This is a genomic window from Yokenella regensburgei ATCC 49455 (assembly GCF_000735455.1).
GTDB classification, from domain to species: domain Bacteria; phylum Pseudomonadota; class Gammaproteobacteria; order Enterobacterales; family Enterobacteriaceae; genus Yokenella; species Yokenella regensburgei.
The window spans coordinates 162,461-183,429 of record NZ_JMPS01000010.1; the positions used below are offsets into that span (position 1 = coordinate 162,461).

Annotated in this window: 17 protein-coding genes; 8 read left to right on the top strand and 9 right to left on the bottom strand. The window is 53.8% G+C overall.

Translation table 11 applies throughout. The annotated features are described in order from the left end of the window. Positions 1-124 precede the first annotated feature (124 nt). The 3 genes from malE (at position 125) to malG (ending at position 3,813) form a co-directional block, all read left to right on the top strand. Positions 125-1,315, top strand: a complete 1,191-nt coding sequence (gene malE, locus GYRE_RS02870) for a maltose/maltodextrin ABC transporter substrate-binding protein MalE (protein ID WP_006816672.1) — start codon at positions 125-127, stop codon at positions 1,313-1,315. Between the two features lie 64 nt (positions 1,316-1,379). Further along, positions 1,380-2,909 (top strand): maltose ABC transporter permease MalF, encoded by a 1,530-nt coding sequence (gene malF, locus GYRE_RS02875; protein WP_038252831.1) that lies wholly within the window; start codon positions 1,380-1,382, stop codon positions 2,907-2,909. Positions 2,910-2,922: 13 nt separating this feature from the next. Then, positions 2,923-3,813 (top strand): maltose ABC transporter permease MalG, encoded by an 891-nt coding sequence (gene malG / locus GYRE_RS02880; RefSeq protein ID WP_006816670.1) that lies wholly within the window; start codon positions 2,923-2,925, stop codon positions 3,811-3,813. An 80-nt stretch (positions 3,814-3,893) separates the two neighbouring features. On the opposite strand, the gene psiE is transcribed toward malG, so the two are convergent. After that, positions 3,894-4,304: a phosphate-starvation-inducible protein PsiE gene (gene psiE / locus GYRE_RS02885; protein WP_006816669.1), complete on the bottom strand. Its 411-nt coding sequence runs from the start codon at positions 4,302-4,304 to the stop codon at positions 3,894-3,896. 541 nt (positions 4,305-4,845) lie between these two features. Between psiE and GYRE_RS02890 the strand changes: the two genes are divergently transcribed. Next, positions 4,846-5,073 carry a hypothetical protein gene (locus GYRE_RS02890; RefSeq protein WP_006816667.1) on the top strand — a complete coding sequence of 76 codons (228 nt, stop codon included), beginning with the start codon at positions 4,846-4,848 and terminating at the stop codon, positions 5,071-5,073. Between the two features lie 686 nt (positions 5,074-5,759). Here GYRE_RS02890 and GYRE_RS02900 read toward each other — a convergent pair. From GYRE_RS02900 to pgi, 5 genes are all read right to left on the bottom strand, one after another. Further along, positions 5,760-7,856, bottom strand: a complete 2,097-nt coding sequence (locus GYRE_RS02900) for a YjbH domain-containing protein (protein ID WP_006816664.1) — start codon at positions 7,854-7,856, stop codon at positions 5,760-5,762. After that, positions 7,856-8,599: a capsule biosynthesis GfcC family protein gene (locus GYRE_RS02905; RefSeq protein WP_038252838.1), complete on the bottom strand. Its 744-nt coding sequence runs from the start codon at positions 8,597-8,599 to the stop codon at positions 7,856-7,858. Before GYRE_RS02905 ends, GYRE_RS02900 begins: the two co-directional genes overlap by 1 nt. Continuing rightward, positions 8,596-9,231, bottom strand: coding sequence for a YjbF family lipoprotein (locus GYRE_RS02910; protein WP_038252841.1), 636 nt, complete (start codon positions 9,229-9,231; stop codon positions 8,596-8,598). The genes GYRE_RS02905 and GYRE_RS02910 overlap by 4 nt, the downstream gene beginning before the upstream one ends. A 60-nt stretch (positions 9,232-9,291) precedes the next feature. Next, on the bottom strand, positions 9,292-9,534 hold the full coding sequence (gene yjbE / locus GYRE_RS02915; RefSeq protein WP_006816661.1) for an exopolysaccharide production protein YjbE: 243 nt from the start codon (positions 9,532-9,534) through the stop codon (positions 9,292-9,294). A gap of 414 nt (positions 9,535-9,948) precedes the next feature. Beyond that, positions 9,949-11,598 carry a glucose-6-phosphate isomerase gene (gene pgi / locus GYRE_RS02920; RefSeq protein ID WP_038252844.1) on the bottom strand — a complete coding sequence of 550 codons (1,650 nt, stop codon included), beginning with the start codon at positions 11,596-11,598 and terminating at the stop codon, positions 9,949-9,951. Positions 11,599-12,014: 416 nt separating this feature from the next. On the opposite strand from pgi, the gene lysC reads away from it, so the two are divergent. Together lysC and GYRE_RS02930 are read left to right on the top strand one after the other, a co-directional pair. Then, the gene (gene lysC, locus GYRE_RS02925; protein ID WP_038252846.1) at positions 12,015-13,364 is read left to right on the top strand and encodes a lysine-sensitive aspartokinase 3; all 1,350 of its coding nucleotides are present in this window, start codon (positions 12,015-12,017) and stop codon (positions 13,362-13,364) included. A gap of 47 nt (positions 13,365-13,411) precedes the next feature. Further along, a complete protein-coding gene (locus GYRE_RS02930) occupies positions 13,412-13,684 on the top strand; it encodes a YjbD family protein (protein WP_006816658.1) in 273 nt (90 codons plus the stop codon). On the opposite strand, the gene rluF is transcribed toward GYRE_RS02930, so the two are convergent. Continuing rightward, positions 13,685-14,569 (bottom strand): 23S rRNA pseudouridine(2604) synthase RluF, encoded by an 885-nt coding sequence (rluF, locus tag GYRE_RS02935; RefSeq protein ID WP_038252849.1) that lies wholly within the window; start codon positions 14,567-14,569, stop codon positions 13,685-13,687. It abuts the gene before it with no gap. 173 nt (positions 14,570-14,742) lie between these two features. On the opposite strand from rluF, the gene GYRE_RS02940 reads away from it, so the two are divergent. Next, the gene (locus GYRE_RS02940; RefSeq protein WP_038252851.1) at positions 14,743-15,060 is read left to right on the top strand and encodes a type II toxin-antitoxin system RelE/ParE family toxin; all 318 of its coding nucleotides are present in this window, start codon (positions 14,743-14,745) and stop codon (positions 15,058-15,060) included. Beyond that, the gene (locus GYRE_RS02945; RefSeq protein ID WP_038252853.1) at positions 15,053-15,331 is read left to right on the top strand and encodes an addiction module antidote protein; all 279 of its coding nucleotides are present in this window, start codon (positions 15,053-15,055) and stop codon (positions 15,329-15,331) included. The genes GYRE_RS02940 and GYRE_RS02945 overlap by 8 nt, the downstream gene beginning before the upstream one ends. Before the next feature lie 20 nt (positions 15,332-15,351). Here the strand turns inward: GYRE_RS02945 and GYRE_RS02950 are convergent, their stop codons facing one another. Then, positions 15,352-16,983 (bottom strand): Na/Pi cotransporter family protein, encoded by a 1,632-nt coding sequence (locus GYRE_RS02950; RefSeq protein WP_038252855.1) that lies wholly within the window; start codon positions 16,981-16,983, stop codon positions 15,352-15,354. A 128-nt stretch (positions 16,984-17,111) separates the two neighbouring features. Then, positions 17,112-20,795, bottom strand: coding sequence for a methionine synthase (gene metH, locus GYRE_RS02955; protein ID WP_038252857.1), 3,684 nt, complete (start codon positions 20,793-20,795; stop codon positions 17,112-17,114). Between the last annotated feature and the right edge of the window lie 174 nt (positions 20,796-20,969).

The following is a 20,969-nucleotide window of genomic DNA, read 5'->3' on the forward strand; positions in this document are numbered from 1 at the left end:
CACATAACGCGGGGGTGGGGCGTAGCTTCAGGGAGGATGGAAAGAGGATCCCATATAAAGAAACTAAGCAGCGTAAAAGCCACTGAAGTGTATCCACGAGCACATACTAGAAAGGACGGGATATATGAATATCAAAACTGGCGCTCGCATCCTCGCGCTGTCTGCATTAACCACGATGATGTTTTCCGCCTCTGCCCTCGCCAAAATTGAAGAAGGAAAGCTGGTTATCTGGATTAACGGCGATAAAGGCTATAACGGCCTCGCCGAAGTGGGTAAGAAATTCGAAAAAGACACCGGTATTAAAGTCACGGTTGAACACCCGGACAAGCTGGAAGAGAAATTCCCGCAGGTTGCGGCGACCGGCGACGGCCCGGACATTATCTTCTGGGCACACGACCGCTTCGGGGGCTACGCGCAGTCTGGCCTGCTCGCTGAAGTAACGCCGGATAAAGCTTTCCAGGACAAACTCTATCCGTTCACCTGGGACGCGGTACGTTACAACGGCAAACTGATTGCTTACCCGATCGCGGTTGAAGCGCTGTCGCTGATTTATAACAAAGATCTGGTTCCGAACCCGCCGAAGACCTGGGAAGAAATTCCAGCCCTGGATAAATCGCTGAAAGCGAAAGGCAAATCAGCCCTGATGTTCAACCTGCAGGAGCCGTACTTCACCTGGCCGCTGATTGCCGCCGACGGTGGTTATGCGTTCAAGTTTGAGAACGGCAAATACGATGTGAAAGACGTAGGAGTGGACAACGCCGGGGCGAAAGCTGGCCTGACCTTCCTGGTTGATCTCATCAAGAACAAACACATGAACGCCGATACCGACTATTCCATCGCGGAAGCCGCATTCAACAAAGGCGAAACCGCGATGACCATCAACGGTCCGTGGGCGTGGTCCAACATCGACAAGAGCAAAATCAACTACGGCGTCACGCTGCTGCCTACCTTCAAGGGCAAGCCGTCTAAACCGTTCGTTGGCGTGCTGAGTGCGGGTATTAACGCCGCCAGCCCGAACAAAGAGCTCGCGAAAGAGTTCCTCGAAAACTACCTGCTGACCGATCAGGGTCTGGAAGATGTGAACAAGGACAAACCGCTCGGCGCCGTCGCGCTGAAATCCTTCCAGGATAAGTTAGCCAAGGATCCGCGTATCGCGGCCACCATGGATAACGCCCAGAAAGGTGAAATCATGCCGAACATCCCGCAGATGGCGGCCTTCTGGTATGCCACTCGCACTGCGGTGATCAACGCTGCCAGCGGTCGTCAGACAGTAGATGCCGCGCTGAAGGATGCGCAGGGTCGTATTACCAAGTAATACTTTTATCCCCTCTCCCCCAGGGAGAGGGAGAAAAGCTCAAACGCAGTAGAGGAAGATCCCCATGGATGTCGTTAAAAAGAGTCACTGGTGGCAAAGCGATACGCTGAAATGGTCCGTTATCGGACTGTTGTGCCTGCTGGTGGGTTACCTTGTCGTTTTAATGTACGCCCAGGGGGAGTACCTGTTCGCCATTATGACGCTGATTTTAAGCTCAACTGGCCTCTATATTTTTGCTAACCGTAAGGCCTACGCCTGGCGTTACGTCTACCCAGGCATGGCCGGGATGGGGCTGTTCGTCCTGTTCCCGCTTATCTGCACCATCGCCATTGCGTTCACTAACTACAGCAGTACCAACCAGCTTACCTTCGAACGCGCCCAGCAGGTGCTGTTAGACCGCTCTTATCAGGCAGGAAAATCATTTAACTTTGCGCTCTACCCTGAAAGTAGCGAATGGCAACTGGCGCTGACCGACGGCGAAAGCGGGAAGCACTATCTCTCCAGCCCTTTCGCCTTTGGTGGTTTTCAAAAGCTGACGCTCAAAGAGACAACCTCACTGCCGGAAGGTGAACGCGCCAACCTGCGGGTGATCACCCAGAACCGTCAGGCCCTGAACCAGCTGACCGCGATTTTGCCGGATGACAGCAAAGTGGTGATGAGCTCGCTGCGTCAGTTCTCCGGTACTCAACCGCTGTATACCCTCGCAAGCGACGGGACGCTGACCAATAATCAGAGCGGCGTAAAGTATCGTCCGAATAACGATATCGGCTATTACCAGGCCGTGGGCGGAGAGGAAAAACTGAGCCCAGGATATACCGTCACCATCGGCTGGGATAACTTCATGCGCGTGTTTACCGATGAGGGCATCCAGAAGCCGTTTTTCGCCATTTTTGTCTGGACGGTAGTGTTTTCCATATTAACCGTGGTGCTGACCGTGGCGGTTGGAATGGTGCTGGCCTGCGTGGTGCAGTGGGAATCCCTGAAGGGCAAAGCCATTTACCGGGTACTGCTGATCCTGCCCTACGCGGTACCGTCGTTTATCTCAATTCTTATCTTCAAGGGGTTGTTCAACCAAAGCTTTGGCGAGATAAACATGATGCTGAGCGCGCTGTTTGGCATAAAACCAGCCTGGTTCAGCGACCCTACCACCGCCCGAACGATGATCATCATCGTCAACACCTGGCTCGGCTATCCGTACATGATGATCCTGTGCATGGGGCTTTTAAAAGCGATTCCGGACGACTTATACGAAGCGTCGGCAATGGATGGCGCTGGCCCGATGCAGAATTTCTTTAAGATTACCTTCCCGCTGCTGATTAAGCCGTTAACGCCGCTGATGATCGCCAGTTTTGCGTTTAACTTTAACAATTTTGTACTGATCCAGCTCTTAACCAACGGTGGGCCGGACCGTCTGGGCACCACCACTCCGGCAGGCTATACCGACCTGCTGGTGAGCTACACCTACCGTATCGCCTTCGAAGGCGGCGGCGGACAAGACTTCGGCCTCGCGGCGGCTATCGCCACGATTATCTTCCTGCTGGTTGGCGCTCTGGCGATTGTGAACCTGAAAGCCACACGCATGAAATTTGACTAAGGAGGGCTGAAGAATGGCCATGGTACAACCGAAATCCCAGAAGCTGCGCCTCTTTATCACGCACCTGCTGTTGCTCATTTTTATTGCGGCGATCATGTTCCCGCTGCTGATGGTTATCACTATCTCACTGCGCGAAGGTAACTTCGCTACCGGCAGTCTTATCCCGGAGAAAATTTCGTGGGAACACTGGAAACTGGCGCTGGGCTTTAGCGTAGAGCACGCCGACGGCCGCATCACGCCACCGCCCTTCCCGGTGCTGCTGTGGCTGTGGAACTCGATAAAAATTGCCGGGATCACCGCGATTGGCATCGTCGCCCTCTCCACCACCTGCGCCTATGCCTTCGCCCGTATGCGTTTCCCGGGGAAAGCGACGCTGCTGAAAGGGATGCTGATTTTCCAGATGTTCCCGGCGGTACTGTCGCTGGTGGCGTTATACGCCCTGTTTGACCGTCTCGGTCAGTATCTGCCGTTTATCGGTCTGAACACGCATGGTGGGGTGATCTTTGCCTACATGGGCGGCATTGCGCTGCACGTCTGGACTATCAAAGGTTATTTCGAAACCATCGATGGCTCTCTGGAAGAAGCTGCAGCACTGGATGGCGCTACGCCGTGGCAGGCGTTCCGCCTGGTGCTGCTGCCGCTGTCGGTACCGATTCTGGCGGTGGTATTCATCCTGTCATTCATCGCCGCAATTACCGAAGTGCCGGTCGCTTCACTGCTGCTGCGTGATGTGAACAGCTACACCCTGGCGGTGGGAATGCAGCAATACCTTAACCCGCAGAACTATCTGTGGGGAGACTTTGCGGCTGCGGCGGTGCTGTCCGCCATTCCAATTACTGTTGTCTTCCTGCTGGCACAGCGCTGGCTGGTCAGCGGCCTGACCTCGGGCGGCGTCAAAGGTTAAGTTTCATTATGTAATGCCACTGTAACCCTCAACTTGTGACTTGTGACTGTTGTCAGGCGCTCCCCGGAGCGCCTTTTTTTTTATTCCCGCTTGAGTCGAGTGGAATTACACAGCCACAGGGTGATCACAAGAATTAAGATCGCCCCCGAATAGATCAGCACATCGAGAGGCGAAGTGTGATCGACGATGATCAGCCGCACGATAGCGGTGATCCCGATATACACAAAGTAGCGCAGCGGAAAATGGTATCCGGACTGGAAATACTTCACGATCAGCGCAATAAACTCAAAGTAGAGGAAGTACACCACCAACCCCTCTACCAGGTCGTATTTGCTCGTTTTTTCCGGCGAGAAGAGTACGTCCGCCAGATGCAATGTCTCTTTACCCAGAAAGACAACGAGAATGAGCCCAAGGCTCAGCAAACCAAGATTAAGTACACCCTGCAAAATGGTCGAGACCAGCTCGATACGTAGACGTGGATTCGGCGTCATGACAGCACCTGTGTTGTTGTCGTAATGTTGTAACTTACCTCCTGTATAGCGCAAAAATGTGACGGCGATCTATCTTTTTTTTGTGTCGATTGCGACGTTTTCCGGCGCTCTGGCACCATCGTTTGCCCCCCAAAATAATGACCACCAGCGCGATTATTTACACCAGAAATAGTGGAATAATGTTCCAGTTATTAAGCAAAACATTTTTATTCACACTCACCGCAATGAAAGGATAATATCTTAATCTCAATATAAGGAAGATCCTAAAAATCAACATGAGATATTTTCAAGAGACTTCTCATTTACAATTTTAATATAAGGATTGTCTCATAAGGGTAATTTATAATTCAGTCATTTCATAAGGTTAGTGGAATTATTGATATCAGCTTTTTGATTTTCCGTATTAATCACTTCACAAAATAAAACTGAGTTATTATTATCAAAAGCCACAAGAGATGGAGGGCTTTATATAATTAATAATGTCAATGACTGTACTGGACGATGTTTAGCCAATGCATATACTGCAAGGATCGTGTTATCAATGATTAGGGTGATCGATGTTTACTTAAAAGCCAATACGCGCTGGGTGTTTATCGCAATACTTATCTTTGGGATCGGACTGGGGATGCTGTTGAATATAGCATTAAATCTCCATGGTGAACAAAAATACGATGGATATCTGATTGGCAATGGTGCTTTCTTTTTACTTTGCGCCTATGCCTGTTTACGTATGCACGTAATTTCAAGACCACAGGAAGAATCAGAATAAGTCACTTAAATGCTTGGGCAACGATAGCACCATTTCCCGGTCGAACTCGCACCCTGGGCTTTGCTCAAGCATAAAATTTTTGTACACTGCTACTTTGGTTAATAGCATCCAGGTGGACACGAGTGCGATACTCGAAGATAACGCTTCATATACTTGAACTTTACATCACCCCATTAATCTATCTGGTTTTGATTGTGTTTGGCGTGTACAAATCCTGCATTTCCAGCATAGATGAACCGGATGTAACAATTCCCATATTTAGTCACTATCCATTTACATTCAGCCTTATTGGTATTGTTGGTCTCGCAATATGGTTTATCACCACGGTACCTCCAGAAAAGAATAGCGAAAACATTCAACCTTCCATCATCAATAATAGCAACACAGAACATCCTCGCTCCTGACACACTATAAAAATTAACATTTCACGTGAGGTTTGTCCGATTATTGATAATGCAACAGGATATTGTCTGGATCGTACCGGTATGACCAGGTAGTATCTTTTACCGAAATACCCCGCACAGTTTAGATGATTAGTCTTCAGTTTTTGAACCAGGTTGTCCTGAAATAGTTTCGTTCTGGTTGCCGGGGGGCGGCGTCCGACCACCCCCTCTATTTTTATTTCCTCAATGTTTATTTCATGATATTCCAGTAGCGTTTTTTTAATACGTAATATTAACAACTACTCAACGGAAGTTAATATTCCGATCGTTCGTCATGTCATATAGCTGGAATTTACGCCCAAGACTCTGACCACCATCACGCGTTAGCGGCGTCCAGCCTATACCGGCGCGGCTACGGGTTGGACTTGATGTGAACAGATCCAGCGGAATAGATACGTAAACGCCTTTGGTGAAGTCCCCTTCGCCATACTCTTCCGGAGAGGCGTTGGTTATCGTGGCATAGGCGCCGACGGCAATGCCGCTGTCGAACCATTTGATAATTTCCATGGTGCCGCCCTTATCACCGGCCAGGTATTGCCCGACGCTGGCTTTGAGCACCACGTCCTGCGCAAACCACGGGGTCCAGTAGGCTGTCAGGTGCCCGGTCTTCACGCTGTAATCGGTGAATTTCATCATGTCCTGCGCGCTATGCCAGTCACGCTGCTTCACGTAGTTGGCGTCGATACCAAACGCCCAGTTGCTGTCGAGCGGGCGATAAAGCACTTCAGCCCCGACGCCGCCGAACATCGTTTCCAGATAGCCACCGTAAACCTGGCCGTAGAACCCGTTGCCCAGGTACTGGAAGTAGTTAGCCTGCAGGTTGTTCACATAGATATCATTACCCACATAGTCACGCACGTGAGTACGAACACGCGGCAGCGTGGAATCCTGTGGTGGGTTGGTGTAATTGAACTTATCGTAGTTATTCGCCAGGTTAGCAAACAGACTGCCGGTGGTCAGCAGGTGGTCGGTGACCCACCAGTCGGCGGTCCCCATCACCCCGAGCTGGTACATATAGAAGTTTTCTGGCCCGCCAATAGACTGGTTAAGCACCGGATCGATATGGAAATCAACGCGAGGTTTCTCCATATACCACCCCTGCTCCGGCTTCTGCGGCACCACCGGTTCAATACGTTTTTGCGCCAGCGGCGTTTCATAGCCCAGCGGCTCACCTTCCAGATGATGACGCAGGCTGGCAACATCCGTTTCAACCGTCACCTGCGGCAGATGAAGGCGGTTTTCGGTGATGTTAATGGTGCGGATCCCTTCCGGCAGATCGTTCATGACAATCCGGTTTGCGCGCTCAATACCTTCGCGTGAATCTCGGTATTTCACCTGCTCTCCGGAAACATACAGCGTATCGCCCTGCACCTGGATTGCCGGATCGGCAAGCCCGGCGTTGTATTTCAGCTGAGTGAGCTGGTTTGCTACCACGCTGTGCTGAAGAATGGCGTCCTGCGGCTCCGGCTGGTACTTCGGTCGCAGGTTGTCGTTGTACGACGGGCGTAGATCGTTGAAATTACTACGCAGCGTAAAGCCAAACATGAACGTGTTGCCGCGTTCGTAGCTCAGGTTAACGTCGGCCCAGTCTGTGATGCGATAAATAGCGCCGACGTTAAACTTGCTCTTCTGCTCTATTTTCCCCGCGAAGTCACGGGAGTAATCGTTACCTTCATATTCGAGTTTCAGACGCAGCGGGTGCCAGGGCGTCTGGTATTCCACACCACCGAACAGTGCCGCCGGGCCGCGGAACATCTGGCTGCTGTCAACAGAACCCGCTTTGCGATAGCTGTTATCACGGTAGCAATAAGCATCGTCATACACGCAGAACGGGTTTTTCACGTTACCGCTGGTGCCAAGGTAGCCCCAGCCTAGCCCAAGCGTAAAATCAAAGGGACCCCAGGCTTTGCTTGCCACCACGTATTCCGCATCAAAGAGGCCAGTACCACCGATGTCGCGAGCCCCTGCCGCTACCTGTGGTAGCCAATAGCTCTCTTCCCACAACCGCACCTTGAGATCAAAGGCTTTATCTTTGTAGGTTTGAGAGCCAGAGAAGGCTTCCACGTTGCTGTACAACTTGGTGCGCACGTCGGTATAGCGCAGCGTGGTTTCAAGCCACGGGAACAGCTGAATGGATGCGGAGTAGTAGCGATATTGATCGTTGTTGTGATAGTTAAGGCTCATCTCCCCTTCACGCGCCATACGCGCCGTGGGGGTTTGCAGCAGACCCACGCCGCCGAAATCCTGCTGCGATGGTCCCACCGGGTCGGGAAAGGTTTCTGCATGGCATGCCGCACTCACGCCCAGCGCCAGCAGACTGTAGAGAAATCTGGTTTTCATTATTCAGGTATCCGCTGTGCGAGGGTGTGAAGTATTTCGGCGTTGAGTTCGTCGTACTTATTCGTCCAGAGCGAACTGGCAAACCCTACGAAAATCACGCTACCGGGCGCAGGCTCGATGTGACGCCTGTTCCAGTACGCCACGGGAGCTTTCTCACTTCTGCCATCAGGATAAATGACCCATGCATAGCTACGATCGGCACCGCTCAACAGTTCCTGAGTATCGAGATAGCTCGCCACGTCGCGGCCGGGAGTGAACGGTTGTTGACCAGGATGGCTTATCAGACCGAAGAGACGAACCGTTGTGGGTTCACGGCCCACCCACAGGGTGTAATCCCCCGCAAGCGGCGGGTTCGCTCGCGGCACCAGGCGGACGCGGTCAGGATCAAGATTTACCATCTGCCTTCCGGTGACGTTCAGCGCCTGCACTTGTTGGCGCAGCGTGTTGATAACCGCCGCATCGTCATCATCCTCATCAACGGCCAGCGCGCTCAGACGACCGAGCAGCGCCTGCTGTGCCTCACGGGCTTTGAGCGTAGCCTGACGCTCGCTGATAACCGCTCCCGGCCACCAGCTTTCGGCAAGCCAGGGCTGGCCCACCACATCGGCCAGTCGTTCAACGTTGGGGAGCATTTTCGCAGTCGGGCTACCGTTCTGGTAAATCTCAACCTTACCGGCCGCCAGAACAGGTAGCGGAGCGACGATGAGTACCAGAAAGGCGGCAATGGATAAGCGTTTCATCATTTCGCCGCCTTAATCAGTTGAGTTTTAACCGGGAAGTAATCTGCACCGAGGTACTGCTCGGACTGGCGAATCTGCCCTTCGGCATCCACCCAGAATCGGTTGTGCCAGCGGGTCTGATCGGTGGTAACCGCTTCATCCAGAACCCGAACATTCGTCGTTTCCCCGGCAAGCGTCACCGTATCGTGGCCGGTCCAGCGGAAGGTGGAGCGTGCGATGGCGTAGCGGACTTTCCCGTATTCGGTCCAGCCCATCGTGCGGGTCCAGGCCGCGCCATCAACTATCTGATTCGGTTTCATCAGCGGGTCTGCCTGCACATTAGAGACTTCAAGCAGGTTGTCGCCCCTGAGCAGGGTTTTAACCAGGCGGCCGTGTTGTGTCACCAGAGTGGCACGATCCTGCGTCACCCATTTCTGCTGCCCGTTTTCTGAGAAAGCGAGCACCACAAATAGCTGCGGGCCGTTGTTGAGCCGCATATACTGACTGGCATACGGCATGTTGTGAATTTCATCTTGTGAGAGCTGTACGCCTGGGGCACCGAAAACGCTTTCCCAAAGCGATTTCCCCAGACCTCGGTTATGGGCTGAGCATGCCTGAAGCAGCAGGCAAAGCAGGATAATGGACGTTCGCTGCACGACGCTTCTCCAAAGGGGAAAAATAACCACACCGAAGTGTGGTTAGCATTAAGGCACTCCCTAGCGAGTGCTGGTGGTTGTGGTCGTTGTGGTTCCAGTGCTGGAGCCATTGCCGCCACCGGTTGCAGACAGCGCAGCCCCCACGGCAGAGCCGACGGTGCTGGCGCTGGTTGCGGTCGAGCTTCCCGCAGAGACCGATGTGGCAGCCGTACCCGCTGCTTCACCCGTTTCTACAGGTGCGGCGTAAGCTGAAGCGGCCGCAAGCGTAGATATGGCAAAAATGCCATACAGGATTTTCTTCATAACAATGTCCCTTCAATGAATGAATGGAGATATACCTGAAATAAACAGGCGGGGTCGAGTATACACAACTAATACCAGCGAATTACGTCACGGAGAATAAACGAGAGTGTTTTAGGAATACTGGCGAGAAATATGAATGGATTAAATTAAATATACATGCATGATAATTATCAATAAGATAGCGCAATACAATATAAAGATAATCCTAATTATTCAGCCATTATAAAAATAGCATTAAGGCTTTTTAGGATAATCCTGATTACTCTCTATAGCGATGATGAAATAGGCCATCCAACGCATTCAGACAATAGAGCCTGGCATTGTTGTGGCTTTATTAATGAAAGGTGAATAATCGAATAATTCGAGACAGGTAGAAAAAGAAAAGGCATCGCCGGATGGCGATGCCTTAATGACTTAACTGCGCCAGGCTTTATAACGGTTGATCAAACCGTTTGTGGAGCTGTCGTGGCTGTTGATGTTTTTATCATCACTCAGCTCCGGCAGAATGCGGTTGGCAAGTTGCTTACCAAGCTCAACGCCCCACTGGTCGAAGGTGAAGATGTTCAGGATTGCGCCCTGAGTGAAGATCTTGTGCTCATACAGTGCAATCAGTGCACCGAGGCTGAACGGGGTGATTTCACGCAGCAGAATGGAGTTGGTCGGGCGGTTGCCTTCGAACACTTTGAACGGTACCACGTAGTCCAGCGTTGCCGGGTCTTTACCCTGGTCACGATATTCCTGCTCAACCATTTCACGGGATTTACCAAACGCCAGCGCTTCGGTCTGTGCGAAGAAGTTAGACAACAGCTTCGGATGGTGGTCGGACAGCGGGTTGTGGCTGATGGCCGGGGCGATGAAATCGCACGGAACGATTTTGGTGCCCTGGTGGATCAGCTGATAGAACGCGTGCTGACCGTTGGTACCCGGCTCGCCCCAGATGATTGGGCCAGTCTGGTGATCAACTTTGTTGCCGTTACGGTCAACGTACTTACCGTTGGACTCCATGTTGCCCTGCTGGAAGTACGCCGCGAAACGGTGCATGTACTGGTCGTACGGCAGAATGGCTTCTGTTTCGGTACCAAAGAAGTTGTTGTACCAGATCCCCACCAGCGCCAGCAGTACCGGCAGGTTTTTCTCAGGTGCGGTGGTGGAGAAGTGTTTGTCCATCGCATGTGCGCCGGACAGCAGCTGCACGAAGTTGTCGAAGCCAACGGACAGGATGATGGACAGGCCGATAGCGGACCACAGAGAGTAACGGCCGCCTACCCAATCCCAGAACTCAAACATGTTGGCGGTATCAATACCGAACTCGCCCACGGCTTTACCGTTGGTGGAAAGCGCTGCGAAGTGTTTCGCTACGTGTTTGTTGTCACCTGCGGTGCTCATGAACCAGTCGCGCGCGCTATGGGCGTTGGTCATGGTTTCCTGGGTGGTGAAGGTCTTGGAGGCAACCAGGAACAGGGTGGTTTCCGGGTTCACTTTCTTCAGCACTTCGGCGATGTGGGTGCCATCGACGTTGGAAACAAAGTGCATGTTGAGATGGTTTTTGTACGGACGCAGCGCTTCGGTCACCATGAACGGGCCGAGGTCAGAACCACCGATACCGATGTTCACCACATCAGTGATGGCTTTGCCGGTGTAGCCTTTCCAGCTACCGGAGATGATGGCTTCAGAGAAGTGCTTCATCTTTTCCAGTACGGCGTTCACTTCCGGCATGACGTCTTTGCCGTCAACCAGAATCGGCGTGTTGCTACGGTTACGCAGCGCGACGTGCAGCACGGCACGGTCTTCGGTGCGGTTGATTTTTTCGCCGGAGAACATGGACTTAATGGCACCCGCCAGGTCCGTCTCTTTCGCCAGATCCTGCAGGAGGTTCAGGGTCTCCTGAGTGATGCGGTTTTTGGAGAAATCCACCAGCATCTGATCGTCAAACGTCGCGGAAAACTTAGCGAAACGATCGTTATCTTTCGCGAAGAGTTCCGCGATCGTAACGTCTTTCATTTCGTCGTAGTGTTTTTGTAGTGCCTGCCAGGCGGAAGTCTGCGTTGGGTTGATATTTTTCATAGCAATACTCTTCTGAATTGAGAATTGTGACTTCGGTCGATTGTAGCGCCTGCCGGGCAAAATTGTGATGGTTTTTCAGATTGAGGGCAAAAGTGGCTAAAAATCGGCAGGAAAACCCAATGTTATAAGCCGTATTACTGAATGTGATGGCGGCATGAAAAATCCGCATAACCCCAGCGTTGACAGCGCAGCGCTCAGCTTTTATTTATGGATACGTACCCAATGGATTTCGAGTTGCATTGAGGCGGCAAGTCCAGGAATCCCAGGAGCATAGATAACTATGTGACTGGGGTGAGTGGACGCAGCCAACAAAAATGCAGCTTGAAAGACGACGGGGATAGCACGTGCGCTTGGCTCGGTTACCGGTTTGCCCTTGTGCCATGGTCGCTTTTCATTTTTCCTGACACGAGGTTGTTATGACGAATTTAGTTGTCGCCAAATTCGGCGGTACCAGCGTTGCTGACTACGACGCAATGAGCCGGAGTGCGGACGTAGTCCTGGCCGATCCCAATGCCCGCCTGGTTGTCCTCTCAGCCTCTGCCGGAGTCACAAATCTGCTGGTCGCCCTGGCGGAAGGTCTGGAAACCACCGAGCGCTTCGCCAGGCTTGATGCCATTCGTAAAGTTCAGTTCGATATTCTTGAACGCCTGCGCCATCCGAACGTGATCCGCGAGGAGATTGAGCGCCTGCTGGAAAACCTCACCACCCTTGCGGAAGCGGCATCGCTCGCCTCTTCCGCCGCGCTGACGGATGAGCTGGTGAGCCACGGCGAACTGATGTCCACGCTGTTGTTTGTTGAAATCCTGCGCGAGCGGGGTATCGTCGCCCAGTGGTTTGACGCTCGCAAAGTCATGCGTACCAACGATCGCTTTGGTCGTGCAGAGCCGGATATCGCTTCCCTGGCGGAGCTCTGCACGCTGCAACTGGCACCGCGTCTTGAAGAGGGGCTGGTTATCACCCAGGGGTTCATCGGTAGCGAAGCCAAAGGCCGCACCACTACCCTTGGGCGCGGTGGTAGTGACTACACGGCCGCGCTGCTGGGTGAAGCACTGCAGGCTTCCCGCGTTGATATCTGGACCGATGTCCCGGGGATCTACACCACTGATCCACGCATCGTACCCGCTGCACAGCGCATCCCGGAGATCGCCTTCGGCGAGGCGGCCGAGATGGCCACCTTCGGCGCAAAAGTCCTGCATCCGGCAACGCTGCTGCCTGCGGTGCGTTGCGGAATTCCGGTCTTTGTCGGCTCGAGTAAAGATCCGAAAGCGGGCGGCACGCTGGTGTGCAACGAAATCGAAAACCCGCCGCTGTTCCGCGCCCTCGCGCTGCGCCGTAACCAGACGCTGTTGACGCTGCACAGCCTGAACATGCTGCATTCCCGTGGCTTCCTTGCCGAGGTATTTGGCATTCTGGCGCGACACAGCATTTCGGTCGACCTGATTACCACCTCTGAGGTCAGTATTGCACTGACGCTCGACACTACAGGTTCTACCTCCACCGGCGATACGCTGCTGACTCAGGCGCTGCTGACCGAGCTGTCGTCGCTGTGCCGGGTTGAGGTGGAAGAAGGGTTAGCGCTGGTCGCACTGATTGGCAACAACCTCTCCAAAGCCTGTGGCGTTGGTAAAGAGGTCTTCGGGGTGCTGGAGCCGTTCAATATCCGTATGATTTGCTACGGTGCCTCCAGCTACAATCTGTGCTTCCTGGTGCCGGGCAGCGATGCCGAACAGGTCGTGCAAAAACTGCATCATAATTTGTTTGAATAATCGCCCCGCAGACATACACTGAAGCCCCCTGTCAGGAGGCTTCAGTGATGGCAACACCACGACTTACCCAGAAAGACATGACCGAAAGCGAGCAGCGAGAGCTGAAAACGCTGCTCGACCGCGCACGCATTGCCCATGGACGGCCGCTCAGCAACGCCGAAACCAATCACGTTAAGAAAGAGTACATCGACAAGCTGATGGCACAGCGTGAAGCTGAAGCGAAAAAGGCCCGCAAGTTGAAGAAAATGCAGGCTTATAAACCAGATAGTGAAGCATCGTTTTCCTGGTCGGCGAATACACCGACCCGCGGAAGGCGCTGATTAGCGCCCTTTCTTCTTACGCCCTGGGGCGGTAAAGCGTTTACGGTTTGCCATTTCTGCGGGCGTTTTGGCCATGCTTTTTCCGCTGCTGCTGGCAGGTTTTTTCGCCGCCCCAGCCGGAGTTTTAGGCTTTGCCTTCGGTTTTGCTTTCGGTTTGGCCTCCGACGATGAATCTTCGATAAGCTTAAAAAGCTCGATCAGTTCATCACCGGTTAAATCACGCCACTCGCCCAGCGGGATCCCACTCAGACTAACGTTCATGATGCGCGTACGTTCAAGCTTCGTCACATCATAGCCGAAGTGCTCACACATACGGCGGATCTGGCGGTTTAAGCCCTGCACCAGCGTAATTCGAAACGCAAACGGCGCCTCTTTTTTGACCTTACACTTCCTGGTGACGGTCCCCAGAATCGGCACACCTGCGCCCATACCGCGAATGAATTCGTCGGTGACCGGCTTATTGACCGTGACGATGTACTCTTTCTCGTGGTCGTTACCGGCACGCAGAATTTTGTTAACCAGGTCGCCATGGTTGGTAAGGAAAATCAGACCCTGCGAGTCTTTATCAAGACGGCCAATCGGGAAGATACGGCTGCTGTGGTTAACGAAGTCGACGATGTTATCTCTCTCACCGTCTTCGGTGGTGCTGACAATCCCCACCGGTTTGTTCAACGCGATAAACACGAGGTCTTCTTCATTGCGGGGCTCGATAAGCTGACCGTTGACCTTCACCACGTCGCCTGCCACCACCTGATCGCCAATGGTGGCGCGTTTACCGTTGATAAACACGTTCCCCTGTTCGATGTAACGGTCGGCTTCACGACGCGAGCAAACTCCGCTTTCGCTAATGTATTTGTTTAATCGGGTTGATTGAGCTGGCAGCATAGTTTCTCCTGTAAAGGCGAAATATACCTTAGGTTTGCCTCCGGACAAATGGTGTTGTCTCTCGAGCAGCATTCCAGATCTCATTCCACCTCATTTACCCCCACTAAAACGCTACCTATTCTGTCTGCTGGCTTGTCTTAAACGGATGTAGTTTATAAAATACAGGGAGTATTATGAAGGAGATTGCCCAGACAGAGGTATTTCGCCGTTGGGAAGCACAGCTAAAAGACCGGCGACTTAAAACCATAATCGCGGCACGTCTTTTCCGTCTTGCTAATGGCTTGCCGGGAGACGTAAAGCCCATAGGGGAAGGCGTCAGCGAACTGCGTATCCATCATGGCCCCGGCTACCGAGTCTATTTCAAACAGCATGGCAACCTTCTGATTATCCTGCTATGTGGGGGCGATAAGCAGACTCAGGGCAAAGACATTACGCTTGCTAAATCGCTAGCCAATTCTCTGGATTTGAACAAGGTACTTGCACATGAATAAGCTCACCCAATATGACCCTGCGCTGGCATTAGTCAATGATGAGGAAGCCGCTGCCTTCATGGCTGACGCCTTTGAAACAGGTGATGCAGCCTATATTGCCAGAGCGCTCGGCGTGGTGGCTCGAGCCAAAGGAATGACAAAAATCGCTGCACAAACGGGACTGTCCCGCGAGCAGCTTTATCGATCATTTAGTGAGAAAGGTAACCCAACGCTCAAAACGACTCTCGCCGTGATGAATGCGTTGGGTATGGGATTAACGCTTAAAAGCTAAAGTGCATCCCCAGTTGTAGATCAATAATCATCCCGGTCGTCATCTTCGTCGGGCTGTTCCATCACGCTGTAGGCAACCGAACAGAACAGCGAGTTCAGACGCTTCATGTCGCCCAACAGGCCCAGGTGCAGCGAGCTGGTTTCAATACTCTGCACGTTTTGCTGATGCAGACGGTCAACGTGGGCGTGCGCATAGCGACGGTTAAGGATGCGGAAGCGATGCTTGTTGCGGCGCAGGCGGCGAGCGCTCGGCACGTCGCCGGAGAAGAACACCGACATCGCCAGCTGCAGGTTACTCAGCAACTGATCGAACAATGCATCCAGCTCTTTCAGCCCTTCAATGGAGAAGGCTCGCCGCGCAGCCAGCGATTTATCCGCGATCTCGCTACCCATTCGTTCAACGATGTCCGACGCCTGCTCGAGGTTCAGCGACATTTCAATGATTTCTGCCCACCGACGCGACTCCTCTTCCGCCAGCTCATCCTTCGGCATACGCGCCAGATAGAGTTTGATAGCGGTGTACAGCACGTTGATGTCGTCGGCCAGCTTGCGAAGTGCTTTATCTTCGCGCGGCTCGCCGTGCATCACTTTGTGCAGACCATCCAGCATCTGCTCCATGGCATCACCCATGCGCAGCGTCTCCCGGGCGGCATTGGCCAACGCCAGCGCCGGAGTATCCAGTGCGGTAGAGTCCAGATGTTTAGGCTTCAGGCGCGCATCCAGCTCAGGCTCATCGCGGATCATTCGTTTACAGAAACGCGCCATCGGCTCTGCAAAGGGCACCATCGCCAGGCAGCGGATCAGGTTGTAGAAGACGTGGAAGTAAATCACCAGCTCCGCTTCCGGCAGCGGTAGTTTATGCAGCACGTTAGCCAGTACATGCACGAACGGCAGGATGATAAGACTACCCACCAGCTTAAACAGCAGGCTGCCGAGCGCCACCCGGCGAGCTGCGGCGTTAGCAGCGCTGTTGTTGAGCATCGCCAGCAGCCCGGAGCCAAGGTTGGCACCAATCACCAGACACAGCGCCACCGGGAATGAAATCACCCCCGCCGTGGTTAACGTTGCGGTCAACAGCACGGCAGCAAGGCTTGAGTAACTGATCAGGGCAAACACGGCGCCAATCAGTGCATCGAGCATGATATCGCCGGTCAGCGAGGCGAAGATCACCTGCACGCCGCTGGCCTCGGTTATCGGATGGACCGCCTGAACGATAAGCTCAAGCGCCAGCAGAATAAGCCCGAGGCCTATCCCGACGCGCCCGAGTTGCCCGGCCCGCGTCTGTTTACGGCCCAGGAAGAAGATGACACCGAGGAATATCAGTAGCGGCGACAGCCAGGAGAGGTCGAATGTCAGCACACGCGCCATCAGCGCGGTCCCCACATCGGCACCCAGCACAATCACCAGCGCCGGGGTGAGCGCCACCAGATCCTGAGCGACGAACGAGGTCACCAGCATGGTTGTGGCGTTGCTGCTCTGTACCAGCGCCGTGACGCCGATACCGGCACAGAAGGCAAGCGGTTTTTTCTCCACGCTGCTGCTGAGCACGGTACGTAACCGTGCGCCAAACACGCGCATGACGCCTGTACGGACAATATGGGTTCCCCACACCAGCAGGGATACGGCAGAAAGCAGGTGTAACAGAGTTAACACGGAATCAGGTTCTCCTTATCGTTATCTATTTCCTGAGGCGTGAAAGCCTTCCTCCAGTATAAGGGTTTATGTTCAATAAAGAGACAAGGCGCTCTAAGAGCGCCCTGTTTGTTGTAAGAAAAGATGTTTTAATCAGCGTCATAGCCGAGATTCGGCGCTAACCATCGCTCAACTTCCGCCACGCTCATCCCCTTACGGCGGGCATAGTCTTCTACCTGATCGCGCTGAATTTGCGCCACCGCGTAGTATTTGCTGTCCGGATGGCTGAAGTACCAGCCTGAAACCGATGCGCCTGGCCACATGGCAAACGACTCGGTGAGCTTCATTCCGGTATGGGTTTCTACATCCAGCAGTTGCCAGATAGTCCCCTTCTCGGTGTGCTCCGGGCAGGCGGGATAGCCTGGCGCCGGGCGAATGCCCTGGTAGTTTTCACGAATGAGCTCCTCATTGCTGAGATTCTCATTGGCGGCGTAACCCCAGTACACTTTACGCACCCGCTCGTGAAGATATTCCGCAAACGCCTCGGCCAGGCGGTCGGCGATCGCTTTCACCATGATTTTGTTGTAATCATCATGCTGCGCTTCGTACGCCTCCGCCAGCGCATCCTCTTCGAGCCCGCCGGTGACCGCGAATGCGCCGATATAGTCGGCTTTACCGGACAGTTTCGGGGCGACAAAATCAGAGAGGCAGTAGTTCGCAAAGCCGTTTTTCTCGGTCTGCTGACGCAGATGATGGCTGACCGTCAGAACATGGGTCCGGGTTTCATCGCGATAAATCTCGATGTCATCGCCAACGCGGTTCGCCGGGAACAGCCCAACCACCCCACGTGGGGTAAGAAGCTGCTCTGCACTGAGCTTATCGAGCATCTCGTTCGCATCGTGGAACAGGCGCTTTGCCTCTTCACCTACCACTTCATCTTCCAGAATGCGCGGGTATTTCCCCGCCAACGACCAGGTCATGAAGAACGGTGTCCAGTCGATGTAGTTGCGCAGCGTTTCGATGCTGGCGCTCACTTCCTGTACGCCCAGACGATGCGCCACCGGCGGCGTGTAGCTGCTCCAGTCGAAGGCAAAATCGTTTTCACGCGCGGCTTCCAGCGTCACCGGCGGTGTGCGCGGTTTCTTACGCGCATGCTGGATGCGCACCGTGTCATACTCTTTGCGGGTACGGGCAACAAAATCATCATGCTGGGTGTCAGAGAGCAGCGCAGCCACCACCCCAACCGTGCGCGAGGCGTTCTGCACATACACCGTCGGGCCACTGTAGTTTTGCTCAATCTTCACCGCGGTATGCGCTTTGGACGTTGTGGCTCCGCCAATCAGCAGCGGGATCGTAAAGCCCTGACGCTCCATCTCTTTGGCGACGTTGACCATTTCGTCGAGCGACGGCGTAATCAGCCCGGAAAGGCCAATCAGGTCGGCATTCACTTCCCGCGCGGTTTTCAGGATTTTCTCCGCAGGTACCATCACGCCGAGATCAATAATCTCGTAGTTGTTGCACTGCAGCACCACGCCGACAATATTTTTACCGATGTCATGGACGTCGCCTTTCACCGTGGCGATCACCATTTTACCGTTGCTGGAGCCTTTCTCTTTGCTGGCTTCGATGTAGGGTTCCAGGTAAGCCACCGCCTGCTTCATGACGCGCGCGGACTTCACCACCTGCGGCAGGAACATTTTTCCTTCGCCAAACAGATCGCCGACGACGTTCATCCCGTCCATCAGCGGCCCTTCAATCACTTCGATAGGACGCGCGGCCTGCTGACGGGCCTCTTCGGTATCCAGCTCAATAAACTCGGTAATGCCCTTCACCAGCGAGTATTCGAGACGCTTTTTGACATCCCAGGAGCGCCATTCGGCCTGCTGGGCGCTCGCACCATCGTCCGCTTTACTGCCGCGGTATTTCTCTGCCAGCTCCAGCATCCGCTCGGTGCTGTCGTCACGACGGTTGAGGATCACATCCTCTACCGCATCGCGCAGCTCGGCGGGGAGATCGTCATAAATAGCCAACTGCCCGGCGTTGACGATCCCCATGTCCATGCCGTTGCGAATGGCGTAGTAGAGGAACACCGCGTGGATGGCTTCACGGACCGGGTCGTTACCGCGGAACGAGAACGAAACGTTCGACACGCCGCCGGAAATCAGCGCATGCGGCAGCTCACGTTTGATGTCTTCACAGGCGCCGATAAAGTCCTGAGCGTAGTTGTTGTGCTCTTCGATACCGGTGGCCACAGCAAAGATGTTCGGATCGAAAATAATGTCTTCCGGCGGGAATCCCACCTCTTCGGTGAGGATTTGGTAAGCACGGCGGCAGATTTCAATCTTACGCTTGCGGGTGTCAGCCTGGCCGACTTCGTCAAACGCCATCACCACCACGGCAGCCCCGTAGCGACGGACCTTTTTCGCATGGTGGATAAAGGCTTCAACTCCCTCTTTCATCGAGATGGAGTTAACGATGCCTTTGCCCTGAATACATTTAAGCCCTTTCTCGATAACTTCCCATTTTGAGGAGTCAATCATGATAGGCACGCGGGCGATGTCCGGCTCACCAGCAATCAGGTTAAGGAAACGCACCATCGCCGCTTCGGCGTCGAGCATCCCTTCATCCATGTTGATATCGATGATTTGCGCGCCGCTTTCCACCTGCTGGCGTGCAACATCCAAAGCTTCGTTATATTTCTCTTCTTTAATCAGACGCTTGAACTTAGCCGAACCGGTCACGTTGGTGCGTTCACCCACGTTCACAAACAGGCTGTCATCGCCAATATTCAGTGGTTCAAGCCCCGCCAGACGGCAGGCTACCGGCAGATCCGGCAGTGCGCGAGGCGTTAAGCCCTCAACGGCACGTGACATTGCGGCGATGTGCTCCGGCGTGGTACCACAGCAGCCACCGACGATGTTGAGAAAACCGGCTTCCGCCCATTCGCGGATCTGGGCCGCCATGGTATCGGCATCAAGGTCGTACTCACCAAAAGCGTTCGGCAGCCCGGCATTCGGGTGTGCGGTAACGTAACACTCGGCAATGCGCGACAGCTCCTGCACATACTGACGCAGTTCGTCTGGCCCCAGCGCGCAGTTCAGGCCGAAGGTGAGCGCATCGGCATGGCGCAGAGAGTTGTAGAAAGCTTCGGTCGTTTGCCCGGAGAGCGTACGCCCGGAGGCATCGGTGATGGTGCCGGAAATCATGATCGGCAGCTCAACGCCCAGCGCCTCGAACTCTTCTTTTACGGCAAAAATCGCCGCTTTGGCGTTAAGGGTGTCGAAGACGGTTTCAATCAGGATCAGGTCTGAGCCGCCCTCCACCAGCGCCCGGGTCGATTCACGGTACGCTTCCACCAGTTGGTCAAAGGTGACGTTACGAAACGCCGGATCGTTCACATCCGGTGAAATCGAGGCGGTACGGTTGGTCGGGCCAAGCACCCCGGCCACATAGCGCGGTTTTTCCGGCGTACGGGCCGTCCACTCGTCGGCGCAGGCGCGGGCAAGCTTCGCCGCCTCATAGTTGATTTCCGCCGACAGGGATTCCATCTGGTAATCCGCCATGGCGATGGTCGTGGAGTTGAACGTGTTGGTTTCAATGATATCCGCCCCCGCCTCAAAGTAGGCGTAGTGGATAGCGGCAATCGTCTCCGGCTGGGTAATCGCCAGCAGGTCATTGTTACCTTTCAGGTCGCAAGGCCAGTCGGCGAAGCGCTCACCGCGAAAATCTTGCTCTTCAAGACGGTAGCTCTGGATCATGGTGCCCATGCCCCCATCCAGAACCAGGATTCGTTCTTTTAACTGCTGATGCAACTGCTCAACTTTGTTACTCACACATGCTCCCGACAACGCTCAACCAGGCCAAAAGACCAGCAGTCCATACTGGCATAATCTCGCAGGGTGGAAAAGGTACTCAGCGGGAACATGAGACATGTTCACAATGACTCCTCCGATCAGTGTGGATAACGGTTGCATTATAATCAAATAAAACGAAAATGATTTCCACGA